23 protein-coding genes, 1 pseudogene and 1 other annotated feature are annotated in these 25,452 nt (G+C 46.3%); of the genes and pseudogenes, 6 read left to right on the forward strand and 18 right to left on the reverse strand.

The window, feature by feature from the left end; genetic code table 11:
* Positions 1 to 99 (reverse strand): annotated as a pseudogene (locus tag ON064_RS07835) (GTP pyrophosphokinase); the annotation flags it as partial.
* A 272-nt stretch (positions 100 to 371) separates the two neighbouring features.
* On the opposite strand from ON064_RS07835, the gene ON064_RS07840 reads away from it, so the two are divergent.
* The 3 genes from ON064_RS07840 to ON064_RS07850 all read left to right on the forward strand — a co-directional run bounded on the left by ON064_RS07840 (position 372) and on the right by ON064_RS07850 (position 2,230).
* Entirely contained in the window at positions 372 to 941 is a 570-nt protein-coding gene (locus ON064_RS07840; protein WP_274624327.1) for a CYTH domain-containing protein, read from the forward strand.
* A gap of 96 nt (positions 942 to 1,037) precedes the next feature.
* Positions 1,038 to 1,436, forward strand: a complete 399-nt coding sequence (locus ON064_RS07845) for a globin domain-containing protein (RefSeq protein WP_121297857.1) — start codon at positions 1,038 to 1,040, stop codon at positions 1,434 to 1,436.
* Positions 1,433 to 2,230 (forward strand): ClpXP adapter SpxH family protein, encoded by a 798-nt coding sequence (locus ON064_RS07850; RefSeq protein ID WP_274624328.1) that lies wholly within the window; start codon positions 1,433 to 1,435, stop codon positions 2,228 to 2,230. Before ON064_RS07845 ends, ON064_RS07850 begins: the two co-directional genes overlap by 4 nt.
* Positions 2,231 to 2,631: 401 nt before the next feature.
* Here the strand turns inward: ON064_RS07850 and pepF are convergent, their stop codons facing one another.
* The 10 genes from pepF to ON064_RS07900 form a co-directional block, all read right to left on the reverse strand.
* The gene (gene pepF, locus ON064_RS07855; RefSeq protein WP_274624329.1) at positions 2,632 to 4,440 is read right to left on the reverse strand and encodes an oligoendopeptidase F; all 1,809 of its coding nucleotides are present in this window, start codon (positions 4,438 to 4,440) and stop codon (positions 2,632 to 2,634) included.
* A gap of 52 nt (positions 4,441 to 4,492) precedes the next feature.
* Positions 4,493 to 5,731 carry a competence protein CoiA gene (locus tag ON064_RS07860; RefSeq protein ID WP_274624330.1) on the reverse strand — a complete coding sequence of 413 codons (1,239 nt, stop codon included), beginning with the start codon at positions 5,729 to 5,731 and terminating at the stop codon, positions 4,493 to 4,495.
* Positions 5,709 to 6,365 carry an adaptor protein MecA gene (mecA, locus tag ON064_RS07865; protein ID WP_121297861.1) on the reverse strand — a complete coding sequence of 219 codons (657 nt, stop codon included), beginning with the start codon at positions 6,363 to 6,365 and terminating at the stop codon, positions 5,709 to 5,711. The genes ON064_RS07860 and mecA overlap by 23 nt, the downstream gene beginning before the upstream one ends.
* A 296-nt stretch (positions 6,366 to 6,661) precedes the next feature.
* A complete protein-coding gene (gene spxA / locus ON064_RS07870; protein ID WP_008429739.1) occupies positions 6,662 to 7,057 on the reverse strand; it encodes a transcriptional regulator SpxA in 396 nt (131 codons plus the stop codon).
* A 404-nt stretch (positions 7,058 to 7,461) separates the two neighbouring features.
* A complete protein-coding gene (locus ON064_RS07875) occupies positions 7,462 to 8,661 on the reverse strand; it encodes a putative glycoside hydrolase (protein WP_274624331.1) in 1,200 nt (399 codons plus the stop codon).
* 178 nt (positions 8,662 to 8,839) lie between these two features.
* Positions 8,840 to 9,781: an ABC transporter ATP-binding protein gene (locus tag ON064_RS07880; protein WP_135449438.1), complete on the reverse strand. Its 942-nt coding sequence runs from the start codon at positions 9,779 to 9,781 to the stop codon at positions 8,840 to 8,842.
* The gene (locus ON064_RS07885; RefSeq protein ID WP_121297864.1) at positions 9,781 to 10,836 is read right to left on the reverse strand and encodes an ABC transporter ATP-binding protein; all 1,056 of its coding nucleotides are present in this window, start codon (positions 10,834 to 10,836) and stop codon (positions 9,781 to 9,783) included. The genes ON064_RS07880 and ON064_RS07885 overlap by 1 nt, the downstream gene beginning before the upstream one ends.
* A 15-nt stretch (positions 10,837 to 10,851) precedes the next feature.
* Complete coding sequence (gene opp3C, locus ON064_RS07890; protein ID WP_274624332.1) at positions 10,852 to 11,871, reverse strand: oligopeptide ABC transporter permease; 1,020 nt, start codon at positions 11,869 to 11,871, stop codon at positions 10,852 to 10,854.
* A complete protein-coding gene (gene opp3b / locus ON064_RS07895; protein WP_274624333.1) occupies positions 11,871 to 12,806 on the reverse strand; it encodes an oligopeptide ABC transporter permease in 936 nt (311 codons plus the stop codon). The genes opp3C and opp3b overlap by 1 nt, the downstream gene beginning before the upstream one ends.
* Positions 12,807 to 12,989: 183 nt before the next feature.
* A complete protein-coding gene (locus ON064_RS07900) occupies positions 12,990 to 14,702 on the reverse strand; it encodes a peptide ABC transporter substrate-binding protein (RefSeq protein ID WP_274624334.1) in 1,713 nt (570 codons plus the stop codon).
* Between the two features lie 243 nt (positions 14,703 to 14,945).
* Between ON064_RS07900 and ON064_RS07905 the strand changes: the two genes are divergently transcribed.
* Complete coding sequence (locus ON064_RS07905; RefSeq protein WP_274624335.1) at positions 14,946 to 15,287, forward strand: DUF3899 domain-containing protein; 342 nt, start codon at positions 14,946 to 14,948, stop codon at positions 15,285 to 15,287.
* Positions 15,288 to 15,338: 51 nt separating this feature from the next.
* Positions 15,339 to 15,554, forward strand: a binding site (T-box leader).
* Positions 15,555 to 15,622: 68 nt separating this feature from the next.
* Complete coding sequence (trpS, locus tag ON064_RS07910; protein WP_121297869.1) at positions 15,623 to 16,615, forward strand: tryptophan--tRNA ligase; 993 nt, start codon at positions 15,623 to 15,625, stop codon at positions 16,613 to 16,615.
* Between the two features lie 77 nt (positions 16,616 to 16,692).
* Here trpS and opp4C read toward each other — a convergent pair whose 3' ends face one another.
* The 7 genes from opp4C to ON064_RS07945 form a co-directional block, all read right to left on the reverse strand.
* Positions 16,693 to 17,610, reverse strand: a complete 918-nt coding sequence (gene opp4C / locus ON064_RS07915; protein ID WP_274624336.1) for an oligopeptide ABC transporter permease — start codon at positions 17,608 to 17,610, stop codon at positions 16,693 to 16,695.
* A 15-nt stretch (positions 17,611 to 17,625) separates the two neighbouring features.
* A complete protein-coding gene (opp4B, locus tag ON064_RS07920) occupies positions 17,626 to 18,591 on the reverse strand; it encodes an oligopeptide ABC transporter permease (protein ID WP_058383388.1) in 966 nt (321 codons plus the stop codon).
* Between the two features lie 209 nt (positions 18,592 to 18,800).
* A complete protein-coding gene (gene opp4A, locus ON064_RS07925) occupies positions 18,801 to 20,528 on the reverse strand; it encodes an oligopeptide ABC transporter substrate-binding protein (protein WP_274624337.1) in 1,728 nt (575 codons plus the stop codon).
* 28 nt (positions 20,529 to 20,556) lie between these two features.
* The gene (locus tag ON064_RS07930; RefSeq protein WP_121297873.1) at positions 20,557 to 21,567 is read right to left on the reverse strand and encodes an ABC transporter ATP-binding protein; all 1,011 of its coding nucleotides are present in this window, start codon (positions 21,565 to 21,567) and stop codon (positions 20,557 to 20,559) included.
* Complete coding sequence (locus ON064_RS07935; RefSeq protein ID WP_274624338.1) at positions 21,564 to 22,604, reverse strand: ABC transporter ATP-binding protein; 1,041 nt, start codon at positions 22,602 to 22,604, stop codon at positions 21,564 to 21,566. Before ON064_RS07935 ends, ON064_RS07930 begins: the two co-directional genes overlap by 4 nt.
* Positions 22,605 to 22,852: 248 nt before the next feature.
* Positions 22,853 to 24,088, reverse strand: a complete 1,236-nt coding sequence (gene fabF / locus ON064_RS07940) for a beta-ketoacyl-ACP synthase II (RefSeq protein ID WP_274624339.1) — start codon at positions 24,086 to 24,088, stop codon at positions 22,853 to 22,855.
* 27 nt (positions 24,089 to 24,115) lie between these two features.
* Positions 24,116 to 25,048, reverse strand: a complete 933-nt coding sequence (locus ON064_RS07945) for a beta-ketoacyl-ACP synthase III (RefSeq protein ID WP_274624340.1) — start codon at positions 25,046 to 25,048, stop codon at positions 24,116 to 24,118.
* Between the two features lie 190 nt (positions 25,049 to 25,238).
* Here ON064_RS07945 and ON064_RS07950 point away from each other — a divergent pair, with 190 nt between their 5' ends.
* A complete protein-coding gene (locus ON064_RS07950; protein WP_121297877.1) occupies positions 25,239 to 25,421 on the forward strand; it encodes a YjzD family protein in 183 nt (60 codons plus the stop codon).
* Positions 25,422 to 25,452: the final 31 nt, after the last annotated feature.

Raw genomic sequence — 25,452 nt, forward strand, 5'->3', positions numbered from 1 at the left:
GTTATTTGTTTCAAATTGCTTGCGCATGCCTTTAAATTTCACTTTCATTTCGTCGACCGCCTGTTTATACGGCGCCAAAAAACGATTCCATTGCCCCATGTCTGGCCCTCCTCACTGCTTTGCCCATTTCACTATCCATTAAGCCCAGCACAGGGCTGATTCTTCATACCGTTATTTTACCACAGCAATGCTCTGCGTTGCAGATTGCACCCAACTATCCGATAATGAAATTAACGGCTATTCCAAGAGCAATCGGCGTGAGCATGAAATTCCCGCTCCTCGCCGGTTGACCCACCGCGCTTTTGAAATGCCGCTTCTTTCCTATAGAAAAGGAAACAGTGTTGCAAAAGCGCGATTAATGAGGTGAACAAATGACAAAAGAACTTGAAATTGAATTCAAGAACATGCTGACAAAAGAAGAGTATAGCAAATTATTGGCGGAGCAAAATACCTCCCCGATCAGCCAGACCAACCATTATTTCGACACAGCCGACTTCCAGCTGCGCGACCAAAAGGCAGCCCTTCGCCTGCGCAGCATTGGCAGCCGTTTTGAATGCACACTTAAAACACCGGCCGCTTCCGGAAATTACGAAACGACCGATAGCTTGGACGAACAACAGGCGTCCGCCATCCTGGACTTGGAGCGATTCGATGCCCCGGAAGTTTCCGCTGAACTCGAACGGCTCGGGGTGTCCCCGTCCGAATTGGTGCTTATCGGTTCTTTAACGACCCATCGTGTTGAAGCTGCTTACGAGGACGGGCTTCTCGTGCTGGACCATTCGGAATACTTAGGGGTGGAAGATTACGAGCTGGAATACGAAGTTACAGACGAAGCTGCCGGCAAGCGGAGTTTCCTCTCTTTGCTCGAAGAAAAACGCATCCCGTTGCGTCCGGCAGACAAGAAAATCGCGCGTTTTATGAAGGCGGCTTCCAAGCGCTAAAGGCAGCACAGCCGTTCGGTGGCATGCGATTTGTTTGAGATATTTACCAGGCGTTGATAGAATGGATTTACAGCAAACACAAAGGGGACAAGACTGATGACTGGAAAACCGCTTATTCCGTACGATGAAATCGGCGCGGAAACTTTATCAAACCTGGTGGACGCCTTTTACGCACGCGTCTCAGCACATCCGCAACTTGCACCCATTTTCCCTGATGATCTGACCGAAACAGCGAGAAAACAAAAACAGTTCTTAACACAATACTTAGGCGGCCCAAATATTTATTCAGCGGAACACGGGCACCCGCGCCTAAAAGCGCGCCATCATCCATTTCCAATCACTCCAGACCGTGCACAAGCTTGGCTTGAGTGCATGAGTGAAGCTATGGATGAAGTCGGGCTCAGCGGCAAATTCCGCGAGACATTTTTCAACCGTCTCGTTTTGACCGCCCACCATATGGTAAACGATTACGACAGTGAGGAGGAGTTGGAGTGAGCAACCTGGATCTGGCAGAGGATATCCGCGAACACCAAGTTTCCTGCAAACCGATGGAATTATACGTGTTCATGGATCCGATGAATCCCGCATGCTGGGAACTTCAATCCATCATCCGCAAATTACAAATCGAGTATGGTCATTATTTTTCCATGCGGATGATCTTAAGCACACAATTATCCGCCCTGAATATGAGCGTAAAAAATGCCGATATGACCGGTGACGAGCTTGAACATCCCGCACTTCCGTCTGTCGCCATCAAAGCGGCAGAGCTCCAGGGCAAACGTGCAGGCAATCGCTTCCTGCACAAACTGCAAGAACAACTTTTTCTACAATCGAGAAACGTCACATCCTACGATGTACTGCTTGAAATTGCGGAAGAAGCGGAACTGGACCAAGCTGAATTCAAGGATGACTTTCATTCGGTCCACAGCGCCAAAGCATTCCAATGCGATCTTCGCATCACACGGGAAATGGAAATTTCCGAAGTACCAAGCATCGTCTTTTTTAATGAATGCATCGAAGACGAAGGCGTCAAAGTTTCAGGCCTTTATTCATATGACGTCTATTTGACCATCCTACAGGAAATGCTGGGAAAAGACCGGCTCAACCGGCAATCCCCGCCTTCTCTCGATGACCTGTTCATAAAGTATCCAACAATGGCGACGCACGAGGTCGCAAGCATCTACAATATCAGCGAGCAAACCGCAGAACGCGAGCTGAAAAAGCAAGTGCTGCAACAGAAACTGGAGCGCATCCCGATGCAGGACGACACCTTGTGGAAAGTAAAATAAGCTAAGCTCCCAATAGGAGTTTAGCTTATTTTTTCTTTTATATAATAGCGAAAGGCGCAGAAATGTTCACGCTCAAACAAAGGGGTGTATGTTTGTATGTGATTAATTTCACAACCTAATAATATCACGCCATAATAGTTAATGCAATAAATCACAAACCATTTCACAAATCTGTCATAATATCAAGCGCTTACATAAATATAACGCACAAATAAGTTATTTAAGAATAACTTATTATCCTCCGATACTCCCTTTTTCTATTTGTTCAAGCTTGCCTATTCCCATTTCGCTATAATATCGTCCACCATCCCCCTCTTTCACCGATCAAGTAATCACGATGCCTAGACGACGCATAAAAAAACCTCTGCAGGTCTCACGCTGCAGAGGTTTTCGTCGGTCTTTTATTTCTTCAATAGCAATCCTTCGAGTTCTTCAAGCTTTTGGCCGAAGACTTTGCACGCCTCTTCGACCGGCTCGGATGAGGTCATGTCCACACCGGCTTTTTTCAATACTTCAATCGGGTAATCGGAGCTGCCCGCTTTCAGGAATTCGTTAATATAACGCTCTACAGCTGGCTGCCCTTCTTCAAGGATCTTTTTGCTTAATGCAGTAGCTGCGCTGAATCCTGTCGCATATTGGAATACATAGTAATTATAGTAGAAATGCGGAATGCGTGCCCACTCGAGGCCGATCTCTTCATCCACTGCCATGTCTTCACCAAAATACTTTTTGTTCAGCTCGTAATACACTTCCGTCAACCGGTCAGCCGTCAAAGCTTCACCGTTCTGGTCCATCTGGTGGATTGTGTGCTCGAATTCAGCAAACATCGTCTGGCGGAAAACTGTGCCGCGGAAACCATCCAGCCAGTGGTTGAGCAAGTAAATACGCTCTTGTTCATCTTCTGTCGTATTGACCAAGTGTTCATTCAACAAGGCTTCATTCGTCGTCGATGCGACTTCCGCCACAAAGATGGAATAATCGCCATAGACAAACGGCTGGCTTTCTCTTGTGTAGTGGCTGTGTACACTATGGCCGAATTCATGTGCCAAAGTGAACAGGTTGTCTACATTGTCCTGCCAGTTCATCAGTATATAAGGATTTGTGCCATAAGCGCCGGAAGAATAAGCGCCGCTTCGTTTACCTTTGTTTTCTTTCACGTCGACCCAGCGGTTGTCGATGCCGTTTTTGACGATCCCGACATATTCTTCACCGAGCGCATTCAAGCCTTCGAGCATCATGCCTGTCGCCTTGTCATAAGGGATCTCCATCTTGACTTCCTTAACAAGCGGCGTATACATGTCATACATATGGACTTGGTCAAGTCCCAATACTTCCTTGCGGAGCGCTACGTAGCGCTGCAATAGATGAAGGTTGTTGTTGACGGTTTCGACCAATTGATCGTATACAGCTTCCGGAATATGGTCATCCGACAGTGCCGCTTCGCGAGCCGATGAATAGTTACGGATTCTCGCGTGAACGTTATCCCGTTTAACATTTCCGGATAAAGTGGATGCAAACGTATTACGGAATTTTCCATATGTTGCATAAACGGCTTTGAATGCGTCTTCACGTACGCGGCGGTCTTTGCTTTCCATGAAACGGATGTAATTGCCATGTGTAATCTGCACTTTTTCGCCATCTTCATTTTCGATTTCCGGAAACTCCAGATCGGCATTGTTAAGCATGCCGAAGGTTTCGGAAGATGCTCCGACCACTTCCGACAATTGTGCAAGCAGCGCTTCTTGCTCCGCTTTCAGTACGTGCGGACGCATCGTATTAAGTTCTTCAAGAGCGTGCTTATATAGCTTCAAACCTTCATGTTCATCTACATAGCGGTTCAGTTCTGCTTCATCCAAAGACAGGATTTCAGGCGTCATGAATGACAAGCCTGCTGCTGTTTTGGCGAAAAGCGATTTGATGCGGCTGTCCATCGCCTGATATGTTGAATTCGTCGTATCTTGGTCATAGCGCATATGGGCGTATGCATAGAGCTTGCGCAAGCGTTCCGACAATTCATCTTTATAGCTTAGCGCGTCGTACAAAGCGTCCGCGCCTCCTGATAGAGTACCTTCATATTGCCCAGCTTTCTCAGCCAGCGCCGAGACGGCTTTGAACTCCTCTTCCCATTGTGAATCTGTAGCAAAAATATCTTCCAAGCGCCACGTTAGTTCTGCAGGCACTTGATCTCTAGTCAATAATTTTTCCGTCATTTGGCTGCCTCCTCTTTCCCTTGTTTCGGGAAACGAATTACACCTTATTTTCTCAATTTTCCCACGCTTTTGCAAGCAGATGATAGGAAATATCCACCACTTCCGAAAAACACGTGGAATGGCCATTTCTGTAAAGAGTTTCATACGCCGAAAGCACCTGCAAAGGCTTGCACTTGTCTATGCCAGAAGGCGCAAGCTTGACCAGCTGATCAGCCAATAAGGTCTCCACCGGCTTTTCCGACTCGATCATAAGCGCTGCTTTCATTTGCCAAATAATAGCATGCTCTGAAAAAAGATGCCCGCCTGCAAGCGGCAACCCAAAAATTTCCGGGATGGCCGCCCTGTCGAGTTGGAGTTCATAGCTTAATCGCCAAAATGGGTTTCTCATCCGGTTTTTCGCGAATAATTGGGAACGGATGTATTTATTCTTTTCTATCCGCATGAGGGATATTGCCTGCTTGTATTCTGCTTTTGTTAATCTTTTCGGCACCGCGAAAGGAAAAACTTGTTCCTTCATTGGCAAAAGCGAGGCCTTTCCGATCCAACGGTTGCCTTGTATATAAAAAAGATTGGAGTAGTAGACGAAGAGGGAATGATTGGGGTTGAATTGCAGGAGATGGGGATGAAGTGGTGTGTTGCGGAACATTGCTCTTTCAAAGGTGCGAATTTGGAAAATACCCAGCCCTGGAGCCGGCACACTTTCTATGCCGCGGATCCATACGGCGTGAAGACCCATTTTGGCATATCCTTGGCTGCGCTTCACAACTTGCTCCACAGGTAATGTGCTGCATTGGAACTCAATCGCAGATTTCCCGGACAACAGGTCCGGCCGCTGCTTGATCGCGGGTAAGTAATGCTCGACATGGACGGGGAGGTTATTGTCGTGAAAAAAAGAGGACAGGCGGGATTTCCCAAGCAGATGAAGTGGGGTTTCCGGTTCACTGCCTGGCGTGCAGGAGAATTGCTTGAGATGGGCAAAATGGGGAATTTTCGTCGTGCCGACTTTCAAGAGGACCGGGGATTTGCAGGCGGGACATAGAAATGTTCGGTCCCTTCGCAGCTGAATCAGCTCTTGCCTTGTGTGATGAGCTTGCAACGTGAACAAATGGCCATTATCGAGCGCTGTCAGTATATGAATCACTCTCCTTTTTTTCAGTTTACGCCGAAGAGCCATCATGCGCAATACGAAAAATACTGCGGCTTCTAAAAATCTGCCACAGCTTCCTCTACATAAAATGGCATAAAAAAAACCTCCCAAGAGGAGGTTTTTAGCCGAAATAATGCAATACATTCGACAGCGCATCTTCTTTGAAGATTGGCTTGCCGTATTCTTCAAGACGGTGAATCGTCATCGGGGTTTGCTGCAAGTACTCAGTGATGACGCTCAACTGGTCTTTAATGTCTTTTTCGGAATGCAGAATTTCATCAAATTTCACGTGCATATAATACTTTCCGTCAAAGTGGTACAATGCCGTATCGACCGGCATATACATGAGGCGCTTCGCAATCGGAAGCAATTCTTCCACTTCAGAAAGAACAAACGAGTATTCGAGTTTCTTTGTATCGCCCTCGTCATAAACCGGTTCGAATTCATCAAACTCCTGGGAACCAGCTTCTTCCCCTGAAAACATTTTGCGGCGTTCTTCTATATCATCCGGCAAATCAAGTTTTTGCCCGTCTTTCGTCAATTGCGCACGAGTGACAGTGACTTCTAGTCCTTTGTCCATGGCTTGCACTTGGATCCACAGCGGCCCTTCCATAACGAAATCGGCTTCTTCATTGACTTCATCCATCATTTCCCAGAAAAGCTCTTCGCTTTTGTCTCTGTTAAACCAAATTTCGTCACGGCTGAACCCTCGCTCTTCAACATCAAGATAGGAAATGTAAAATTTCACTGTGTTGTCGTTAATGCGTTCTATTTCCATTTTACACCTCTCCTTTTCGGATCGGATTAAGAGGAAGTTCCTCAAAAGCCGTGATTTATTACTACCTTCATTATACCTTTCCTGAAGGCTTAAAAACATTTTTCTGCCTATAGGCGGCACCAGAAGATAATTATCTTAGAGTCTAATCGAATCGACAGACTTTTGCAACTAATCAGGTTGATCGACATAGGCTCGACTGAAAGCTTTGTCTAGCGTTCTGTAAAAAGATAAAGAAAAGCTGTCCCATGATCCCTTATGAAATACCATAAAGACCGGACAGCTTTTTCTCCTTATTCTTAGTTGACCATGCGCTGAGCTTCCAGCAATTGATACGCGCGCACTTTGCGTGGCAAGAACCGGCGAATCTCGTCTTCGTTATAACCGACTTGCAGGCGTTTTTCATCCATGATGATCGGGCGTCTCAATAAGCCCGGATGTTCTTGGATCAATTCATAAAGGCGCTGCAATGGCAAGCTCTCTACGTCTACATTCAGTTTTTGGAAGATCTTCGAACGAGTCGAAATGATCTCATCGGTTCCGTCCTCTGTCATACGTAGAATTTCTTTGATTTCACTAATTGTCAAAGGTTCAGAGAAAATATTGCGTTCTGTATATGGAATATCATGTTCTTCCAGCCACGCTTTCGCCTTACGGCAAGACGTACAGCTTGGAGAAGTGAATAATGTAACCATCATAATGAAGCACTTCCTTTCGGATTCATAGGTGTTGAGGAAATTCATTCTTAAATTAGAATCACTATCGTTTAGAAGCTCTACAATCATTATACAACATTGGGCTTCAGTAATATATAGCTAACAGCGAGAATTTCAAAAAAACATTGATTTTGTCACAGTCTCGCTACATTTTCTGAGAGTTTGTAAAACTTATACATTAAGAATTTACCCGCTTCTTTTATCAATTAAACTTCAATAAGAAAATTTTATTCTCATTTACAAATTTCTTTTGAAAATAAAGCTTCTATCATATAGTACGTTTCATATCGTAAAAGGTTTCAAATTTAAAGTTTATTTAAAAAGCGTAACTCCTGCTAAAAATGCCCTTGCTGGTCGTCTGTTTGACAGCAAGGGCATTTCGTTTATTCAGGCGTATAGTCGACTCCAGCTGAATAGCGGTTTCCGGCGTTCCAAAGAAGGAATTCATTAATTCCTTGGTCGTTTAAAGCGCGAATCTGGGCTTCCACTTCTGCCTTACCGTAGCGCTTATAGTTTCCTGCCCCTAGGTAGCTAGCCGTGAAATCCTGTAACCACGGGCGCGATACGGGCGCATCGTCTAGCTTGGAAAGAACATCGTTTTCCACTTTAGCATACTCGGCGACCAATTTGTACGGTTCTAAATCTGGCTTTGCAATGCCAAAATACGATGTCCAGTGGCTAGGGTATATCATTGAAGAGATGACATCGACATTCTCGGAGATCTTCGAGAAGTTCTGTCCAATGCCAGGTGCTTCCGGCAATGTTGCAGCGTACCCGAAGATATCAACCGATACCTCTACTCCATAAGGTTCAAGCTTTTCTTTCGCATAAGCGACGAAATCTGTCACAGCTTCCACACGGCGCTGAACCGGGTCTAAATTGGATTCTGCATAATCGCCCATCGAGTAGTCAAGTTGCTCACCAAGCCGTTCAAACCCTTCCGGAAAACGCACGTAATCGAACTGGATTTCCTTGAACCCGAGTTTAGCTGCTTCGATCGCCACTTCTACATTATAATCCCAGACATCCTGCATGAACGGATTGACAAACGCCTCGCCCCTGTTGTTCTTCCATACTTCCCCTCCGGAAGTAAACGAAAGCTCTGGCTGCTGTTCTGCAAGCACTGTGTCCTTGAAGACAACCACGCGCGCAATCGGGTAGATTTGCTCCTGTTCCATTTGTTCAAGCATTTCACGGGGATCATTAATCAATGAAGTTCCGATGTCTTTATCAGCCAGCGAGGAATCTTCTTCCGGGAGATACGTTAAATGCCCCATGTCTTCCTTGACGTCAATGACCATCGCGTTCAAATCGGTATTTCCTACGAGATCGACCAATGAAGAAAATCGCTCTCCCCCGGCTGAGTTTCCAGTGACGAATATTCCCCGGACCGCATCAGGGTAATCAAAATTCAATCCTGAATCGAACCGGAATCGTTCCGCTGTCCCAAGCAAGCCTGAGTCGATACTCGCTAATTCATATGTACGGGTCGAAAAGTCTTCTGTTGCGGTTTCAGCTGCCTGCACAACATTGGCACTTCCCACTAAAACTAGGGATGCAGCAAGCCATTTCAAGGATTTCATAAAAATTCACACACCTTTTCCGCTTTTCTCCAGTCTACCATTTTTACGTACTTTAAGCAGGATAATTTAGTAAATTTAGAGAAACTCAGACATTTATTTGTTTTGAAAAGATATCCCCAGCATTTGTTCCGTTCAAAAAAAGCACGCACCTTATAAACAGGTACGTGCTTTACGAGTTCTATTTTTTGGCTGCTAGATGCTCTTGAATCTCAGCAAATTCTTTCTCTGAACAATCGACGAAATGGTTCGGTGAAACTTCGCGCATTTTCACATCTTCCCCATCTACATAGTTATGGACTGCCGGGTCGTATGCTTTACGCGTACGGTTACGCTCATAGTTCGGGTCCGGAAGCGGTATCGCCGAAAGCAATGATTGCGTATATGGATGCATCGGGTTTTCGTACAATTCGTCAGCTGGCGCCAGTTCCACCAACTTACCAAAGTACATGACGCCGATCCGGTCTGAAATGTATTTAACCATCGACAAATCGTGTGCGATGAACAGATACGTCAAACCTTTTTCTTCCTGAAGCTCTTTCAGCAAGTTGACGACCTGTGCTTGGATGGAAACATCGAGAGCAGAAATCGGCTCATCCGCGATGATAAAGTCCGGATCTACCGCCAGAGCACGTGCAATACCTAAACGCTGGCGCTGCCCGCCTGAGAATTCATGCGGATAACGGTTCGCGTGCTCTTTGTTCAAGCCAACTGTTTCCAATAAGTCATAGACCATTTTCTTGCGATCGTTGGCGTCTTTTGCCAAACCGTGGATATCGATGCCTTCAGCGATGATATCCATGACTTTCATCCTTTGGTTCAAGGAAGCATACGGATCCTGGAAAATCATCTGCATTTTACGGTTGAATTTCTTCAGGTCTTTCTTGTTTTTCTTGCCGTGCACACTTTCTCCCTCATAAAGCACTTGGCCATCTGTCGCATCGTACAAACGAATGATCGAGCGGCCAGTTGTGGATTTTCCGCAACCTGACTCGCCTACAAGGCCAAGCGTTTCCCCTTTATAAATATCGAAAGAAATGCCATCGACTGCTTTTACTTCGTTTGCTTTGCCGACATTGAAATGTTGTTTGAGGTTCTTGATTTCAACCAATTTTTCAGCCATTAGTTCGCGCTCCCTTCATAATAACGGCTTCCAGGGAACTTTTTCATCCGTTCGATAACCATTTCAGGCGGTTCAACTGCTGGCGCTTCAGGATGAAGAAGCCATGTGGCCGCCATGTGCGTATCGCTGACTTTAAAGAACGGTGGCGGCTGTTCCATATCGATCTTCATGGCGTATTCACTGCGCAGCGCGAATGCATCGCCTTTTGGCGGATCGAGAAGATCCGGCGGCGTGCCAGGAATCGCATACAGTTTTGCATCTTCTGCATCCATTGAAGGCATTGAACTGAGAAGGCCCCATGTGTATGGATGCTGCGGGTTGTAGAAAATCTCATCGACTGTGCCGATTTCTACGATTTTCCCGCCGTACATGACTGCTACGCGATCTGCCACGTTTGCCACTACCCCAAGGTCATGGGTGATGAAAATAATCGACGTATCGATTTTCTTCTGCAAGTCTTTCATCAATTCCAGGATTTGCGCTTGGATCGTCACATCGAGAGCAGTTGTCGGCTCATCCGCGATCAAGATCTGCGGGTTGCACGCTAGCGCAATGGCAATAACGATACGCTGGCGCTGTCCACCCGAGAATTGGTGAGGATATTGTTTCATGCGAAGCTCGGGTTTTGGCATGCCTACTAAACGCAACAAGTCGATCGCGACTTTTTTCGCTTCGTCTTTGCTGATTTTTTGGTGCTTTAAAATCGGCTCTGTAATCTGGCGGCCAATCGGCATCGTCGGGTTGAGCGATGTCATAGGATCCTGGAAAATCATCGAGATGTCTTTTCCGCGGATTTTCTGCATTTCCTTATCGCTCAATTTCGTCAAGTCACGCCCGCCGAAAAGGATTTCACCGTTTTTGAATTCTGAAGTTGCTTCGGGCAATAAACGCATGATCGATTTGGTTGTAACGGATTTACCGGAACCGGATTCACCTACGATTGCCAATGTTTCACCTTTATATAGATCAAAGTTGACGCCTCGGATTGCCTTTACTTCGCCACCAAATGTGTGGAAGGAAAGTTCGAGGTCTTTTACTTGAAGTATTTTTTCCATCTAAGGCTTTCCTCCTTAATCTTTCATCTTCGGATCGAGCGCATCGCGCAAGCCGTCACCGATTAGGTTAAATGCGATCATGATTAAACTCAACACGACAGCCGGGAACAAAAGAATATGCGGCTGATACTGGATCAGTTTATACCCATCATTGATTAATGTCCCAAGAGACGCATCCGGAGCTTGAAGCCCGAGCCCGATAAAGCTCAAGAATGCTTCGAAGAAAATCGCGCCTGGAATCGTGAACATCGTGTTGATGATTATGACGCCAAGAACGTTCGGCATCAAATGCTTCCAGATGATGCGGGTATCGCTCGCGCCAAGCGTGCGGGCTGCGAGGACGAATTCCTGGCTCTTATATTTAAGAACCTGACCACGCACCACCCGCGACATTCCGGTCCAACCGGTAATCGTCAATGCGATGATGATCGCGAGTATCCCCGGGTCCATGATAAGGATAAAGAGGATAACGACTACCAGGTTTGGAATACCTGTCAAGATCTCAACAATACGCTGCATGACATCATCCACACGGCCTCCGAAGTACCCGGAGATCCCGCCATAAATGACACCGATCAACATATCGATTGCTGCTGCCACGAATGCAATGAACAAAGAGACTTGAGTCCCTTTCCATACACGAGAGAACATATCACGGCCAAGGCCGTCTGTTCCGAACCAGTAGTTCTGGTCGACATTCTTCAGTTCGTACATATCGACTTCACGCCCGCCGAGTGTACCTACCCCATCCATGATACCGAAGTTTTCGATAACTGGCACTTTCGGCGGCAAGTTTGCGTGTGTGATGGTTTGGTCGTTCGGTTCGTAAGGGCTGATCATCGGCCCGACGAATGACATGATGAGAATCAAGCCAAATAGGATTAAACTGATGATCGCACCTTTATTTTTCTTCAGGCTGCGCCAAGCATCCTGCCAAAAACTGACACTTGGTTTAGAGATTTTCTCTGCCTCTTGTGTATCTCTAGGGATGCGTGTAAACGCATCTTGAGGTAGCTTTTCATAATTCTGTGTCATTAACTCTTACCTCCTGAAAGACGAATACGAGGATCGATGACGCCATACAAAATATCGACGATCAAAATGACAACGATTAAGAATACAGAGAAGAAAATTGTCGTACCCATGATAATCGAGAAGTCACTGACCATGATTGATTTTACGAATTGCTCACCGATTCCAGGAATCGCAAAAATCTGTTCGACTACGAGCGAGCCAGTCAAGATACTGACTGCCATTGGCCCAAGAACCGTAATCAATGGAATCAAAGCATTACGGAATGCGTGTTTGAAAGCGATTTCTGATCCGCTTGCCCCTTTAGCTTTTGCTAACGTGATGTAGTCAGACCCAAGAACTTCGATCATTTCTGTACGGATAAACCGTGCAGCCGTTGCCAGTGGGAACATCGCCAATGCTATTGACGGCAGTACGCTGGACATGAATCCATCTTTCCATAGCGCCACTGGGAACAGGTCCCATTTTAAACCGAGCCAGTATTGTAGCATGGATGCAAAAACAAACGACGGAATGGATATGCCGATGATCGCTACGATCGTACTTCCATAATCCACCCATGTATTTTGCCTGAGCGCCGCGACCATCCCGAATAAAATACCGAGTACCGTTCCAAGAAGCATTCCTTGGAATCCGATCTGTGCTGACGGCCCCATGCGGCTTAAAATAACATCTGTTACGTCTGCGCCTTTGAATTGGTTAATGGAAATACCCAAATCACCTTGAAGCAAACCAAACATATAATCGAAATATTGAACAGGAAGGGGTTGGTCCAGTCCGTACCGTGCCTCTACGACTGCCCGTTGTTCAGGAGATAGCTTATCTGCGGAAGCAATTGGGGAACCTGGTAATATTTTCATCAAGAAAAATGTAAACGTGGCAATAAGCGCTAAGGTGATGAACATATAAATTAATCTTTTTCCAATATAGCGTGCCATGGTGCACCTCCAAATAAAATCGCTCTATTATATCAAGCATCATTCGACACTTGTATTTTTCTGATTAAGCAGAATACCGTTAATTTTCGGTGAATTTATTCACAGTAGAAAAGAGAGTATATCAATCCCTTGATATACTCTCTTTCTATTATGTTTTCCTAAAGTACATTCAGTTGGGAATTCTTATTCCTTACCGGAAATATAAGCCCATTTGTAGCTGTAATCTCCACCGAATGGGTGTTTGACGATGTTGTTAACATACGGCTTTTGAAGGGACATGATACCGCGCTGATAGATCGGTGCGATAGCAGCGTCTTCTTCAATCAAGATTTTTTCAGCTTGAGCCATTGCTTCCCAGCGTCCTTCAGCATCCTGTGCCAATTCGCCTTTAGCTTGCTCTACCAAGTTATCGAACTCTTCGTTAGAGTAAGACATCAAGTTGTGAGAAGATCCAGTTACGAATAGGTCGATGAATGTCATCGGATCCTGATAGTCAGGGCCCCATCCAGAGTTTTGGATATCGTAGTCTTGTGCTTCATCGAGCTCAAGGCGTACGCCAAATGGTACAGCTTTCAAGTTAACTGTCAAACCTTCAAGGTTTGTTTCAAGTTGCTCTTTCAAGTATGCATCCATTTTACCTGCAAGCTCAGAGTCGCCGCCGAGAAGTTCCATAGTAACTTCAGTTTCGCCGATTTCCTCTAGGCCTTGCTCCCAGTAAGTTTTCGCTTCTTCAGCGTTGAATGGAAGCATGTCTCCGTTAATATCACGGAAGTCTTCCCCTGCTTCGTTGAAAGCAAACTCAGTTGGTACAAGGTAGTTAGCTGGAAGAGATCCGTTCGCTAGAACTACATCTACAAGGTCTTGCTTGTTGAAGCCAGTAGCAATCGCTTTACGGATGTTTTCGTTAGCAAGTGGAGTTTCTTCTCCGTTGCGTTCTTGGTTAAATTTCAAGTAGAACAAAGTCGGTTCAAGTTCGCGCACAACTTCTGGGTCTTCAGCGTATTGCATTGCGAATTCACCAGAAAGGCCTACACGGTCTTTTTCACCAGATTGGTAAAGGTTAACTTGCGTAGAAGTTTCTTTAACTACGTCAACGTTAACTGTTTCAAGTTGAACAGTTTCAGCATCCCAGTACTCAGGGTTTTTCTCCATTGTCCAAGTCAGGCCAGTGCCATCCCAGTTCGTAAGAGTGAACGGTCCGTTGTATAGGATATTTTCAGAGTTTGAAGCGTAGTCGTCACCTTTATCAGTTACGAATTCTTCATTCAATGGGTAGAACGTAGCGAAAGCCATTAATGACATGAAGTAAGGAGTCGGGCGCTCAAGTTCTACGACAAGAGTTTTGTCGTCTTCAGCTGTGATTCCTAGTTCAGAGACTTCCATTTCTCCTTCAGAAACTTCAGTAGCGTTTTTGATTGTTCCAGCCATCATGTATGGTCCGTAAGGTGAACCAGTGTCTGGGTCAATCGCGCGCTGCCAAGCAAAGACGAAATCGTTAGCTGTGACCGGTGTACCGTCCGACCAGTTAGCATCACGTAGTTTGAACGTATACGTCAAGCCATCTTCACTGATCTCAGGCTCGCCATCAGCAAGTGCAGGTTCAGCAATGTTTTCTTGGTTCAAACGGAACAAGCCTTCGTTTACGTTGTTCATAATGTTGAATGCTACTGCATCCTCAGCAATCGAAGAATCCATTGACGGAATTTCCGCTCCTTCGACCAAGTTTAGTTCTTGTACAGAGTCAGGTTCGCCGCCGTTGCCTTCTGCGCCTTCTGTACCTTCTGTGTCTGTGTTTTCTGTCCCAGTATCAGTGTCATCTCCGCCGCCGCAAGCAGCTAGGAAAGCACTAAGTACCAAAACCAGGCCAAGTAGCCATAAAATCTTGCTGTTTTTCACTGATTTTGCCCCCTTAAATTTTCTGAAAACTTGGTACATGATTAATTATACATAAATATTTTTTGTTGTACAGCGTTTTTTTTGGAATATTTTACACTTACACCATTAATCATGCTGTTCAAAATATCACTAATAGGCTGAAAAGCACGTCATGTAAGCGTTTTCTTCTTAATTAGATTTCGAACATTTTTTTGATTTTTTTTGTCATTTCTTCTACAATTAAGAACGAATAGGGGTGCCATAATGAAAAAAATAATTATCGGAATTTTCGCTGTACAATTATTAATTATTCTAACGATGCTTGTGCGAAGCGAACCATTTTCACTGCTGTCATATATCAATAACTCCTTTATCTACGGAGGAATCCTTGTATTCTTCGGAGCCTGGGTATTCGTCGTCCGGACAGGGGTTTTCGACGTATTTACGATGAGCATGCGTAAAGTCTTCAAAAGCAAATCCACTCTTGAGGACGATGAAATGCGCCTCCCATCGGAAGTACTGGCATTCTCAAGTTCCCCACTCTTGATCGTAGGAGGGGCGACATTGCTTGCCATGGCCGTCTCCTTGGCGATTTACCAACCGTAGAATTGGATATTGCATCGATATTCTCTTTTGTATTATAATAAAATCAATACAAAATGAGCGTTGACGAAGAGTAGTAGATACAGTTCCTTCTATAATTAAGAGAGCTTGTGGTTGGTGTGAACAAGCAGAAGACTGTATTGAATGGACTTTCGAGCTAAAGCGGCGAATCAAGTAGGCGCTTTCGAGTTCTCCACGTTACGGAGATAAGAGGCCGCTGCTGCGGCAACCAGGGTGGTACCGCGGAACCGCACATCATTCGTCCCTTTATTTTTAGGGACGGAGATGTGCTTTTTTATATCCATTTTTAGGACCATCCACTTAGAGGAGGAATTGCATTGAAGAAAATTTTTTCAGGCGTACAGCCAACCGGTACAGTTACACTCGGCAATTATATCGGGGCATTCAAGCAGTTTACTGAATTGCAGGAAGAATACGATTGTATCTTCTGCATCGTCGACCAACATGCCATCACCATGCCACAGGACCGGCTTGAATTAAGAAAGAATATAAAATCGCTTGCCGCGCTATACCTTGCTGTCGGCATCGATCCAGAAAAAGTTACGCTGTTCATTCAATCGGAAGTGCCGGCGCACGCCCAGGCTGGCTGGATGCTGCAATGTGTCTCGACCATTGGTGAGCTAGAACGCATGACGCAATTCAAAGATAAATCGGCCAAGGCAGCTTCCATCTCTGCCGGACTCCTGACCTACCCGCCTTTAATGGCTGCTGACATTCTTTTGTATCAAACGGACATCGTCCCTGTTGGCGATGACCAGAAACAGCATATCGAATTGACTCGTGACTTGGCGGAGCGTTTCAACAGAAAATACAATGACATCTTCACGATCCCGGACATTCGCATTCCAAAACACGGTGCGCGCGTCATGTCCTTGCAGGATCCGACGAAAAAGATGAGCAAGTCCGATTCAAACAAAAAATCAATCATCACATTGCTGGATGATTTGAAAACTATCGAAAAGAAAGTGAAAAGCGCTGTAACGGATTCAGAAGGAATCGTCAAATACGATCCCGAGAACAAACCAGGCGTATCCAATCTATTATCGATTGAAGCTGCCTTGACGGGAGCCTCCATCGATGAACTGGTCGCTAAATACGAAGGCGGCGGCTACGGTGATTTTAAAGCGGGTGTAGCTAAAGCGATTACCGACCACTTGGCGCCGATCCAAGAGCGCTACTATAAATTGCTCGACTCCGAGGAGCTTGATACGATCCTCGACGAAGGCGCAGAAAAAGCTAATTTCATCGCCAATAAAACATTGAAGAAAATGGAGAACGCGATGGGCCTAGGACGCAAGCGGAAACGCTGAGTCACTTCCCTCTCTCAAAATAAAAAAGGATGAACGAAGTGGCATGCCACTTGTTCATCCTTTTTGTTTGATTTAAATTAACGCAACGATTTCGGATTCAACGCATCCTTCAACCCTTCCCCGATAAAGTTGATCGACAGGATCGTCAAGGTAATAATGATGGCTGGAGGCATCCAGATCCAAGGCTTGCCTTGCAGGACATCCGGCTCGTTGGCAGAAGACAGCATATTGCCCCAGCTCGGTGTCGCTTGCGGGACGCCAAAACCTAAATAGCTAAGTGCCGATTCGATGACAATCATCGTCGCAAAAATTAAGGTTCCTTGCACGATAATGGTCGAGATGACATTCGGCAACAGATGCTTCGTGATGACTTTGAACGGGGAACAGCCGATCGATAAAGCGGCCAGGATATACTCATTCTCTTTTTCCGCCAACACTTTGCTGCGCACCAAGCGGGCGACGCCGCCCCAACTGAGCGCACCGATGACCATGATTAAGACCCATAAGCCATCCACGATGCCATAGAGGATCGTGTTCAAAACGATGACGAAGACAAGGAACGGGAAATTCAATACGAAATCCGTGAAGCGCATCAAGATGCTGTCGATAAAGCCGCCGAAAAATCCGGCAAGCGCGCCGACCACTGTTCCTAAAGTGATGACAATGAGCGTTGCACTAAAACCGACCAATAGCGAAATTCGGCCCCCGTAGAACAAACGCGTCAAGACATCGCGCCCGCTTTTATCCGTGCCGAGAAGGTGTTCGCCGTTCGGCTCAATATTCATCGCGCTAATATTCACTTTTGAAATATCCGGCAGCGGTGACAACACCGGTGCGAGGAAAGGTGCCGATAACGACATTAAAGTGACCAGCACGATAAAAAAGGAACTGATCATCGCCAATTTATTGCGCACGAATTTCCTTCTGGCAATCTGCCAAGGAGACAAGCTTCTTTCCGGCTTCTTCTGTTGGGTAATGGTAGTTGATGATGCCATTTTACTGCTTCCTCCTCAATCTAGGCGAATTCGTGGGTCCACGACGCCGTATAGAATATCTGCCAATAAATTACCAAACAACGTAAGGAACGACAAAAGCATAGTCAAAGCCATCAATGTCGGATAGTCCCGGCTCGTCACGGATTCCAAGAACAGCTGGCCGATGCCCGGATAAGTGAAAATCGTCTCTGTGATGATGGCTCCACCGATCAATGCAGCAAAATCAAATCCAAGGAACGTGACTAACGGAATGATCGAATTGCGCAGGATATGGACATTATAGATTTTCTTCATCGGTGTGCCCTTCGCACGTGCCGTCCGGACAAAATCCTTACGGGAATTCTCGATGATGTCGTTGCGTAAAAATTGTGTGTAGCTCGCCGTGCTCATTGCCCCTAGAACAATTGCCGGCAGCAATACGTGGTGCATGCGGCTCACGTAGTATTCAAAGCTTCCCTCTTCCACCAAAATATCCACCGACCCGGCAAATGGAAACCAGTTCAACTGGAACGCAAAAATATAAATTGCGAAAACGGCAGCGACGAAAGATGGGATCGCTAGCATGATGTAGTTGAATCCTGCAATAGCGTTATCGCCTAAAGTATAGGGCCGCCTTCCTGAATACATGCCCATAATGAACGCCATGATGTAAGTGATGACAAGAGCTGTCACGCCCAATAACAAAGTATTTGGCACTTTTTCCATGATCAAATCGAATACCGGAATTTGAAAGCGTGTAGATTTGCCAAAATCCCCTTGTACGAATCCAGTGATCCAATTAAAATATTGGACCGGCAAAGGGTCATTGTAGCCGAGCTTTTCACGCATTTCCGCTATGTATTCCGGGCTGGTGTTGAGCGGGTCGATTTCCCCGCTGAGTGAATCGCCCGGCATTAGTTTGGCGAGGCTGAAGACCACGATGGAAATCAAGATCAGCATCGGAATCATTCCAAGCAACCGTCTTATCGAGTATTTAAGCATAGGTACTCTCCTTGTCTGATAGGTTCTCTGCTGTGCTCTCGTGCACGGTAAGGATTGTTTTTTGAAACAGCCCTTACCGTGCATAAGAGCTTCATATAAAGATTCAACGATGGGCGGACCGCCCATCGTTGAAGGTTTGTTGCTGATTTTATTCTGTTACGAACCATTCAGCAGGGCTGTTTTGACCGTTTGAAGGTTTGTTGCTGATTTTATTCTGTTACGAACCATTCAGCAGGGCTGTTTTGACCGGATACGTCATATTCAACTCCACCAACACGCGTGTTCAATGCCTTAATTTCTTCTAGTTCCGCGATGTAAAGCATCGGGAGGTCTTCGTTGACGATCTTCTGCCATTCTACATACAATTCTTTACGTTTTTCCTGGTCAGTGCCGACGATTTCGATATCAAGTGCATCGTCTAGCAATTGATCTGCTTCAGGGTTGTTATAGCGCGGGTAGTTCCAAAGCTGGTCTGCTTTCCATAGTCCAGATGGATCCGGGTCAGTTCCCGTGCCCCAGCCGCCGAAGAATGTTTCAATAGAAGCATCATCTTTTTCGACCATATCGTAGTAAAGGTTTACTTCGACCATTTCCACTTCAGAACGCAGTCCGACCGCTTCGAAATACTGGGCAATTGCTTGTGCACGGGATTCAAAAGTCGGGTTGCCTGTTGCATAATGTGAGAATTTCACGACAAACTCGTCGCCATTTGGATCTTCGCGGAATCCGTCATCGTTCGTATCAACGTATCCTGCTTCATCCAGCATTTGCTTCGATTTTTCAGGATCGTATTCATATTGAGTCAATTCGCTGTCATCTGCCGAATTCCAGTGAGCAGACGGTACTGGCTTGTTGACAACATCAGCATAGCCGAAGAAGAATGCATCCACCCATTCCTGGCGGTTCAACGCATACATCATCGCCTGGCGAAGTTCTTTGCTTTGGTATTTCGGAAGTTCTTCTGTAATCGTTTGGGATTCATTATCGAATTTACCGAGCTTGAATCCTACATAATAATAAGTCAATCCAGGGTAAGTAACGATTTCAACATTTTCTAAAGGCTCTACTTCAGGGCCAGATACCGGCTGAAGGGAGATCATATCGATGTCGTTGTTCTGCAAAGCGCCGACAACAGAAGAGTTATCGATGACGCGCAGGACGATTTTATCCAAGTTGACATCGCCGTTCCAGTATTCATCGAATTTCGAGAATTCAACTGACTCGCCAGGAACGATTTTGTCGACTTTGAATGGCCCGATTCCGATTGGTGTCGAACGTACCCATTCAGATGCTGACATTTCGGCAACCGGCACATCGCCGAGAACAGATTCAGGCAGCGGATAAGCCCATAGGTTAGTTAGGTTGTTGACGCGTGCTTCGTCGAAAGTGATGTTGATTTCATAATCGCTCACCACTTCGATTCCTGAAATGGACTCGGCGTCGCCGCTGCGGTAAGCTTCAGCACCTTCGATTGTTTGCACGTTTGCGTAGCGGGGGCCGTCATAGTCAGGATCTGCGATCGTTTCAAGCGCAAATACCCAGTCGTTGACAGTCAATTCTTCTCCGTTATGCCATTTCACGCCTTCTTCAAAAGTGAAGTTGAAAACTTTATTGTCTTCAGTTTCCCAAGAAGCGACGTTTGGTTCAGGTTCTAGGTTTTCGTTATAGTTAATCAATGCTTCATCGAATAGTTCGATGACTTCAAAATCAGTGGCAATGCCGTAAAATGCGGAAGAGTATAACCCTTCCGGTGGAGCGTCAAGGCCGTATACGAGCGTCCCGCCTTTTTGTGGTTCGCCGTCTGCGGCACCTTCAGAAGAGCCTTCGCCTTCTGAGCCTGACTCGCTGGCATCATCGCTGCCTCCGCCGCACGCCGCTAGGAATGCGGAAACAATGAGTACGAGCGCGAAGAGCCAGAGTAAGGATTTTTTCTTCATCTCTTTTCCCCCTAAAAAATTTTTTTGATCAATACAAATGGCACGCAACTTGATGGCCTGGCCTTACTTCTGCCAACGCTGGTTTCTCTTGTGAGCAGATTTCCATCGCCATTGGGCAGCGCGTATGAAACGGGCAGCCGGCAGGCGGGTTTTGCGGGCTCGGCACATCCCCTTTTAAGACAATCCGCTCTTTGCGCTTTGCCGGATTCGGTTCCGGAATTGCAGAAATGAGCGCTTGCGTGTAAGGATGCAGCGGTTCTTTGTATAAATCTTTATTTGAAGCAAGCTCTACGAGGTTGCCCAAATACATCACTCCGATTCGATCGCTCATATGCTTTACGACACTCAGGTCGTGTGCAATAAAGAGATAAGTCAGATCGAATTCGATTTGCAGTTCTTTCAACAAGTTCAACACCTGCGATTGCACGGAGACATCGAGTGCGGATACCGGTTCATCCGCTACAATCAGCTTGGGGTGCAGTGCCAGCGCACGGGCGATTCCGATGCGCTGTCTTTGGCCGCCGGAAAATTCATGGGCGTATTTATAATAAGCCTCTTCAGGCAAGCCAACTCGTTTCAGAAGTGTTTTGATTTCCTGCTCCAACTCTTTTTTATTGCGCTTTTCATAATTCAGGATCGGCTCAGCAATGATATCGCCGACCATCTGCGTCGGATTCAGTGATGCGTATGGATCTTGGAACACCATTTGAAAATCACGCCGCGCTTTTTGTAATTTGGATCCCGATAATCGGGTAATGTCTTTCCCTTCAAAGAGGATCTCGCCTCCTGTCGGTTTCATGAGCCTCAAGATGGTCCGTCCCGCAGTTGATTTGCCACAGCCCGATTCGCCGACCAAACCAAGTGTTTCGCCTTTTCGGATAGCGAAAGACACATCATCCACCGCTTTGACATTGCCAATCGTCCGCTTAAAAAAGCCGCCGGTTACCGGGTAGTATTTTTTAAGATTGCGAATTTCGAGGAGATTTTCACGCTTATCTAAGTAATCAATACGGTCCTGGATGAAATCTCTAGTGGTCATAATGCGGCGACTCCTTCTCGTTCTCTTTTTCCGTCCGTGGGCCAGCTTTCTTCATATAATAGGCACGCAGCTTCATGGCGATCGGCCACTTCCGCAAGCTTCGGCGTCACCGTCAAACATTCCGCCATCGCCTTCGGGCAGCGGTTCGCAAAGCGGCAGCCAACTTGAGGCATATTGATGACGGACGGCACCAGCCCTTCAATCGTCGCGAGCTCTTCGACATCTTCGTCCATTTTCGGGATCGCTTTCATTAATAATTCGGTATATGGATGTTTTGGATCACGGAACAAATCTTCGACAAATGCACGCTCTACGATTTTGCCCGCATACATGACCAGTACTTCGTCGCAAATTTCAGCCACAACTCCTAAGTCATGCGTAATAAGGATGATCGACATATCATTCGCTTCTTGTATGCCTTTCAACAATTCGAGAATTTGCGCTTGAACTGTTACATCCAAAGCTGTCGTCGGTTCATCGGCGATCAATAGTTTCGGCTGGCAGGCAATGGCCATCGCAATCATGACCCGCTGGCGCATTCCTCCGGACAATTGATGAGGATACTCCGTGACGATTTGTTCGGCACGCGGAATTCCCACTTGCTTCAATAAAGCGACCGACCGCAGCCGTGCTTCTTTTTTCGTCAGGTTCTCATGGTTTAAGATCACTTCTTCTATTTGATAGCCGATGGTGAAAACCGGATTGAGCGAAGTCATCGGTTCCTGGAAAATCATCGAGATGTCTTTTCCGCGAATGCTGTTCATCTGCTTATCCGAAAACGTGGAAATGCCCTGTCCTTCGAATTCGATCTCGCCGCCGCGAATCTTTCCGATGCCGTTTGGAAGCAATTGCATAATGGACAGCGACATGACACTTTTGCCACAGCCTGATTCGCCCACCACTCCGACAATTTGCTTCGGAAGTACATCGAAACTCACATCCTCGACTGCGTTATAATAATCCCCATCTATTTTGAAACCCGTTTGGAGGTTTTTGACCCGCAAGAGCGGTGCAGCCTCTTTAGATCCATACGTCATGAAAACACCTCAAAATTCTTTTTTTTCTGTCAATTCTAACTAGTTTTAAGCATATTACAAAAGTATTACATGCGCAATATAATTTTTGTATTTTAAGCAATGATTACCAAAATAGATAATCTTTTCTCTCCTCCAATCCTTGCTATAAAAGCATTCTCCCTCTTATCCGTGACGTGCATATTTTTTACCATTATAAGAAATGGATAATAAACAGGACGCTCCCGGCATCGGGAGCTTTTCAATAAGCTTTAAACTTTTTTCAATACGAGCGAAGCGTTATGTCCGCCAAATCCGAGCGAATTGCTCATTGCATAGTCGAATTCTGCAGTTCGAGCTTCATTTGCTACGTAGTCCAAATCCAATTCCTCATCCGGCGTTTCGTAATTGATCGTTGGCGGCATAACGCCTTCTTTCAGAGCCAACGCCGTAAAGATAGCTTCAATACCGCCAGCTGCACCGAGCAAATGGCCAGTCATGGATTTCGTCGAGCTCATGCCAAGTTTATACGCATGGTCGCCGAAAACGGTTTTGACTGCCATTGTCTCAAACAAGTCGTTATACGGTGTGCTCGTTCCATGGGCATTGATATAGCCGACATCGGTTTTTTCGATTCCTGCATCTTCGATGGCTTGCTGCATGGCACGTGCAGCGCCTTCACCGCCTGGGGCTGGAGCCGTAATATGGTGCGCATCGCCAGTCGAACCGTAGCCGATGAGCTCTGCATAAATTTTTGCGCCGCGTGCTTTGGCGTGTTCATATTCTTCCAGGATGACAATCCCGGCGCCCTCACCGATCACAAAGCCGTCGCGGTTTTTATCGAACGGGCGTGATGCTGTCGATGCATCATTATTTGTTGTCAATGCGGTATTCGCCGTAAACCCTGCGACAGAAAGACGAGTGATCGGAGCTTCCGCGCCGCCTGAGATCATGACATCGGCATCGCCGCGCTGAATGACTTTAAAGGCATCGCCGATCGAGTTCGTGCCGGATGCACAAGCTGTCACCGAGCAAGAGTTGATCGCTTTTGCGCCGAAGTGGATCGACACCTGTCCGGACGCCATGTCCGGAATGATCATTGGAACGAAGAATGGGCTGATACGGCGAACGCCGCGGGAATTCAATACGTCCATCTGGTTTTCAATCGTCTCCATCCCGCCGATTCCTGATCCGATCCAGACGCCTGTACGAAGTGCTGTCTTTTCATCCAACTCAAGCGCTGCATCTTTCATTGCCATGATGGATGATGCGAGTGCGTAATGGGTGAAGCGGTCCATCTTGCGCGCTTCTTTACGTTCGATATAATCTTCAATCGAGAAATCCTTCAATTCAGCGGCAACTTTCGCCGGATATTGATCCGCATCGATGCGTGTCAATGGGCCGACGCCTGAACGCCCTGCCTTCACCGCTTCCCACGTTGATTCTGCGCTATTTCCAAGCGGTGTTACGGCACCGATACCTGTAATGACTACACGACGATTTTCCATTTCTTTTACTTCCTTTCGCATATCCGATTATTTCCCCCACTTCATAGCAATTGCGCCCCAAGTCAAACCGCCCCCGAAGCCGACCATGACGACGACATCATCGTCTTTAATCCGGCCTTCCTCTAAATCTTCTACAAGGGAAATCGGAATCGACGCTGCTGAAGTGTTTCCGTATTTTTGTATAGTCTTCGACATTTTCTCTACCGGCAAGTCAAGACGTGCCCGTGACGATTCCATGATCCGGATGTTCGCCTGATGCGGTATGAGAAAATCGACATCCTCTTTATCCAAACCTGCTTTTTCGATGACATTGATGGCGGACTCGCCCATTTGGCGCACCGCAAATTTGAATACTTCACGGCCATTCATCACCAAATGCTTGTCTTGATACAAATGTTCCCCGCCTGAGCCATCCGCTCCGAGCTCGAACGATAAGATCCCGCGGCCTTCCGACACTTTACCGATTACGGCAGCGCCGGCTCCGTCACCGAATAGGACAGCTGTATTGCGGTCTTCCCAGTTGGTGATTTTCGAAAGTTTCTCAACACCAACTACTAAGACGTAGCGATACGTATCCGACTCGATAAATTGTTTCGCCGTAATGACACCGTACATGAATCCAGCACAGGCTGCAGAGATATCCATAGCGGCCGCATTCACGGCACCGATCTGTTGTTGGATATCGCACGCGACAGATGGAAACGGACGGTCTGGCGTAACTGTCGCTACCAGTATCAATCCGATGTCCGCTGGATCGATGCCGGCATCGGAAATCGCCTTTTGCGCCGCGACCCGTGCCATATCCGATGTATCTTGTTCATCGTTTGCAATCCGGCGTTCTTCAATCCCGGTCATGGTCCGGATCCATTCATCCGATGTGTCCATGCGCTGCTCTAAATCAAAGTTGGTCAATTTATCTTCCGGCAGGCATCTGCCGGTACCGATGATTCCAGCATTCATATCTATGTCCCTCTTTTCGATTAACATCAATTATTAGTACCTGGTGTTAATGATACGCCCTTTTGCTATTGATTTCAAGTTACCGACATATTTCTGACAAAAACTTTCGAAACGCACGAAACTTTCTTTCTGAAAAGGCTTCCTTATGCTATGATAAAGCTAGTTATTCTATATATAGAGGTGAAAACAGATGCAATATATCGGAACACTTTTCTGGTCTGTCCTTATTATTTCAATGTTGAACTATGTCGTAAGTGCCGTGCAAAACGTGCCATTCAACTTTATGATGGGTATCATAATGGCAGTGGCAGTCACTGTATTGGTCATCGTGATGGATGCCATCATCCCGAAAGAAGCAGCGAAAGAATATTAATAACGATAAAACCGGAAGCCCTAGTGGCTTC

It is taken from the genome of Planococcus sp. A6 (assembly GCF_028823615.1).
GTDB lineage: Bacteria > Bacillota > Bacilli > Bacillales_A > Planococcaceae > Planococcus.